The sequence below is a fragment of the Marinimicrobium sp. UBA4509 genome, from assembly GCF_002388575.1.
GTDB classification, from domain to species: domain Bacteria; phylum Pseudomonadota; class Gammaproteobacteria; order Pseudomonadales; family Cellvibrionaceae; genus Marinimicrobium; species Marinimicrobium koreense.
The window spans coordinates 1192-5670 of sequence record NZ_DGMV01000037.1 but is presented as its reverse complement, the minus strand read 5'-3'; the positions used below and the strand labels follow the sequence as shown (position 1 = coordinate 5670).

Sequence of the window (4479 nt, the reverse complement as noted above, 5' to 3'; positions counted from 1 at the left end):
AGGGCGAAGCCCGCATCCGCCGTAACCCAAGCCGCCCGCACCCGCCGTAACCCAAACGCTCAACGCGCACACCAACTACTCGGTGTACTCCACAATCTCCGCCGCGTCCATCGAATACACCGACAGCGCCATATCATTCTCGGTGCGCTCAAGCTTCAGGGTCCCGGACACCCAAAAAGGCGTGTACAGTGCATCGAGCTGGAAACCCTCCGGGTAGCTCACGAAAATGATCTGATTGGGCGGTGGGGGCGGCACATGAATGCAGGCGCCGTAATACGGCACCAGAAAGAACTCGCGGATGTTCATCTCGTCGTCGAACTCCAGCGGCACGATAAACCCAGGCAGGCGGATCTCGGTGTTGTCGAATTCCGGGCGGGTGTTGGTGGACACCAGAGCGTCTTCCCAGGTGCGGCCACCCTCACTGGCGGTGTCGCCCATGGCCTGGGCGATGGCATTTTCGACCTCGCCGGCCAGATCCCGATCCTGTGGGCGAAGCGACTGGTTGGCGGGGTCTTCCGCCAGCTCCTCATCGCTCAGGTCGCCGTGATCGACGGTGGGCATGGTTTCGAGCAGGCGCAGATCCTCCTCCGGCATCAAGTCGGTCCACTCGATGGTTTTCGGGGAATCCGCGAACGAATTGAGAGTCCATAGGACACCGAATATCAATGCCGCGCTCAGGTACCGGGGACGACGCATCTTCTAACAACTCCAACAACAGCTTTCAGGATTATGGACACTGACCACAAAAACACCCCAATGACTCCGGCCATCGCCCTGCGTGATGTGCAATTTGCCTGGCCCGGACAAAACACGCCCGTACTGGATATTCCGGACTTCAGTCTGGCGCCCGGTGAGCGCCTGTTTCTGTACGGTCCCTCGGGCGCGGGAAAAACCAGCCTGCTCAACCTGCTGGCGGGCATTGTCCTGCCACAGCGGGGCGAGGTAACCCTGCTCGGGCAGTCGATGGCCGCCCTCAGCGGTCGCCAGCGGGACCGGTTCCGGGCCCGACACATCGGGGTGGTGTTTCAACAGTTTAACCTGATTCCCTACCTGACCGTGTTGGCCAATGTGTGTCTGGCCGCGCATTTCGCCCGCCGCACACCGGAGGACGGCACCCCGGCGACCCCATCGGACGTCCGTAATCACGCCCGGGAACTGCTTTGTGCCCTGGGTTTACCCCCGGAAATCGCGGAACAGCCGGCCAGCACCCTGAGTGTCGGACAACAGCAGCGGGTGGCGGTGGCTCGGGCCCTGATTACCCGTCCGGAGATTCTGCTTGCCGACGAACCCAGCTCGGCTCTGGACAGTGACCACCGGGACGCCTTTATGGAGGTGATGCTCCGCCAGGTGGCCGACACCGGCAGCACCCTGATATTTGTCAGCCACGATCGCTCCCTGGCGACCGCGTTCGACCACCAGCAGGATCTGCGCGAGCTGTCCCGGGTATCCATCGGGGAGGAGCTTTGAGATGTTGACTCAGATTGCCCGCGCCAGTCTCTGGAACCGTCGTACCACCGTGGCATTGACGCTATTGGCCCTGAGTATCGGTGTCGCGCTGCTTCTGGGGATCGATCATTTGCGCCATCAGGCCAAGGACAGCTTCCGGCAGACCCTCTCCGGTACCGATCTGATTGTGGGGCCACGAGGAGGCCAGACCAACCTGCTGCTCTATTCGGTGTTTCAAATGGGGCAACCCGGCACCAGCTTGAGCCCGGACGCGTTTGAGCGCCTGGCGCACCACCCGATGGTGGACTGGGCGGTGCCGATCGCTCTGGGCGACGCGGTCCAGGGCTTCCCGGTGTTTGCGACTCACTGGTCCTACTTTGAGCGTTACCGCTATGGCCAGGACCAGCCTCTGGTGTTTGCCGAGGGCCGGCCTTTTGCCGCCCACAGCGATGATCAAGTGGTCCTGGGCGCCGCGGCCGCCCGCGAGCTGGGTTACTGGCTAGGGGATTCGCTGGTGGTGGCCCACGGCAGTGCCGGGGTGAGCTTCACCCACCACGATGATCATCCCATGACCGTAGTGGGCATTCTTGAACCCACCGGTACGCCCGCAGATCGGCGGGTGCATATGACGCTGTTGGCCATGGAGAGCCTGCATGGGGGTGAAGTTCACGACGCCCACCATAATCACGCTGACCATGGCGCTGAAAGCCATGAAGAGCCGCATGATGACGGTCATTCTGGTCAGAATCACCACGACCACGACCACGACCACGACCACGACCACGACCACGGTGATCATGAGCATCACAGCGCCGGCCATGGTGGGGCGCTTGAGCCGGCGCCGGGCAATATCAATGCGGTGCTTCTGGGCCTGAAAAGCCGGCCCATGGTCTTCGCCCTTCAGCGGGAACTGAACACCACCCGGAATGAACCCATGACCGCGATCCTCCCCGGCGTGGCGCTGACGGAGCTCTGGCAACTGCTGGCGGTGGCGGAGAACCTGCTGTATCTGATCAGCTTCCTGGTGTTGCTGGCGACGCTGGCGGGGATGATGACCATGCTGCTGGCGTCCATGGGGGAGCGACGAAGGGAGCTGGCGATACTGCGCACGGTCGGTGCCAGCGGCCTGACGCTGGTGCTGCTGATCGAGCTGGAGGTTGCTCTGATCACTCTGCTCAGTCTGGTGCTTGGAACCCTGTTGTTGATGGCGGGATTGGCGATCGCCCAGCCCTGGCTGGCCAGTGAGTTCGGCTTGTTTATCGCGATTAATCCGATGAGCGCACAGACCGCGTATCTAATGCTGGGCATACTGGGGCTGGCCCTGGTGATGGGGCTGGTGCCGGCGCTGGCCGCTTATCGGCGCGCCCTGGCGGCGGGGTTGAACCCCCGCCAGTAAGCCCGCCCGGCCAGGTACAAAATTGTCCCCAAGGGGATCGCAAATTACGCTATTGTTAGGACTGTGTGGGCCGGAGTTCGAGCCCGACGTTGGAGAATAAGGGAGAAGGTTATGGTTTTGCTGTCCATTGTAGTGCTGTTGGTGGTTATCGGTGTGGTCATCTACCGGCGCATTCCGCTGCCGTTGGGCTCCGCTGCGGTGGCCCTGACCTGGTATCTGTTGGGGTATCTGACTCCGGCCTTCTGGTCTCTGTGGCTGGTGGTACCACTGGCGGCGGTTCTCCTGATTCTCAACGTTCCGGCTCTGCGCCGCCCCGTGTTGTCCAAGCCGGTGTTCCAGGTGCTGGGCAAAGCCATGCCGAGCATGAGCACCACCGAGCGTGAAGCGCTGGAGGCGGGCACCACCTGGTGGGAAAAAGACCTGTTCAGCGGCCGGCCCGACTGGCACGAATTCGCGCAGATCGGTTTGCCCCAACTGACCCAGGAAGAGCAAAGCTTCCTCGATAATGAAGTGGAAGAGCTCTGCGCCATGCTCGATGAGTTCGACATCCACCATCATCGGAAGGATCTGCCCGAAGAGGCCTGGCAGTTCCTGAAAGACAAGGGCTTCCTGGGCCTGATCATCCCCAAGGAGTTTGGTGGTAGAGACTTTGGGCCCTACGCCCAGAGCCGGATCATGAGCAAGATCGCCAGCCGCTCCGGCACCACCGCCGTGACCGCCATGGTGCCCAACTCTCTGGGCCCCGGTGAGCTGTTGATGAAATACGGCACCGACGAACAGAAACAGCGCTGGCTCCCCGGGCTGGCCAACGGGACCGAAATCCCCTGCTTTGGCCTGACCGGGCCGGAAGCGGGCTCCGATGCCGGCTCCATTCCTGATGTGGGGATCGTCTGCAAAGGCGAGTTTGAAGGCCAGGAAGTGCTGGGTCTCAAGCTGACTTTCAGCAAGCGCTGGATCACCCTTGCGCCGGTGGCCACCGTGGTGGGCCTGGCGTTCAAACTGCACGACCCAGACGGCCTGCTGGGTGACTCCAGCAAATCCGACTACGGCATTACCTGTGCCCTGTTACCCGCCAACCATCCGGGTGTGGAAATCGGCAAACGCCACCATCCCGGCTCGCCCTTTATGAACGGCCCGATCAAGGGTCAGGACGTGTTCATTCCCGTGGACTGGATCATTGGTGGTGCGCCCATGGCCGGCAAGGGTTGGCGGATGCTGATTGAGTGTCTCGGTGCCGGGCGCGGCATCTCGCTGCCGGCGCTGGCCACCGCCAGCGGGGAAATGCTCTATCGCACGGTGGGGGCCTACGCCCGCATCCGTCGCCAGTTCAATACCGAAGTGGGCAAGTTTGAAGGGGTGCAGGAAGCGACGGCGGACATTGCCAGTTGCGCCTACACCATGGAAGCCTTCCGCCAGATGGTCACCAAAGGGCTGGAAACCGGTTCGCCCTCGGTGATGACCGCCATGGCCAAGTACCATGCCACCGAAATGATGCGCCGGGTGGTCAATCACAGCATGGACGTCGTGGGTGGTCGCGCCATCCAGCACGGCCCGCGCAACTTCCTGGCGTTGCCCTATCAGAGTGTGCCGGTGGCCATCACCGTGGAGGGGGCAAACATTCTGACCCGCTCGCTGAT

The 4479-nt window shown here is 62.3% G+C and carries 4 protein-coding genes; 3 read left to right on the top strand and 1 reads right to left on the bottom strand.

Annotation, left to right across the window (positions count from 1 at the left end; genetic code table 11):
* Window positions 1–75: 75 nt before the first annotated feature.
* Complete coding sequence (locus tag B3520_RS05450; RefSeq protein ID WP_286804202.1) at window positions 76–696, bottom strand: DUF3299 domain-containing protein; 621 nt, start codon at window positions 694–696, stop codon at window positions 76–78.
* A gap of 33 nt (window positions 697–729) precedes the next feature.
* Between B3520_RS05450 and B3520_RS05445 the strand changes: the two genes are divergently transcribed.
* The 3 genes from B3520_RS05445 to B3520_RS05435 form a co-directional block, all read left to right on the top strand.
* Window positions 730–1467 carry an ABC transporter ATP-binding protein gene (locus tag B3520_RS05445; protein ID WP_286804203.1) on the top strand — a complete coding sequence of 246 codons (738 nt, stop codon included), beginning with the start codon at window positions 730–732 and terminating at the stop codon, window positions 1465–1467.
* 1 nt (window position 1468) lies between these two features.
* Window positions 1469–2842 carry an ABC transporter permease gene (locus tag B3520_RS05440; protein WP_286875586.1) on the top strand — a complete coding sequence of 458 codons (1374 nt, stop codon included), beginning with the start codon at window positions 1469–1471 and terminating at the stop codon, window positions 2840–2842.
* A 111-nt stretch (window positions 2843–2953) separates the two neighbouring features.
* A partial coding sequence (locus tag B3520_RS05435; RefSeq protein WP_286875584.1) for an acyl-CoA dehydrogenase occupies window positions 2954–4479 on the top strand: 1526 nt, incomplete at its 3' end.

Bases quoted from the DNA above. Each gene is read 5' to 3' on its own strand.
- B3520_RS05450 (WP_286804202.1), bottom strand. From the start codon at position 696: ATGCGTCGTCCCCGGTACCTGAGCGCGGCATTGATATTCGGTGTCCTA.
- B3520_RS05445 (WP_286804203.1), top strand. From the start codon at position 730: ATGGACACTGACCACAAAAACACCCCAATGACTCCGGCCATCGCCCTG.
- B3520_RS05440 (WP_286875586.1), top strand. From the start codon at position 1,469: ATGTTGACTCAGATTGCCCGCGCCAGTCTCTGGAACCGTCGTACCACC.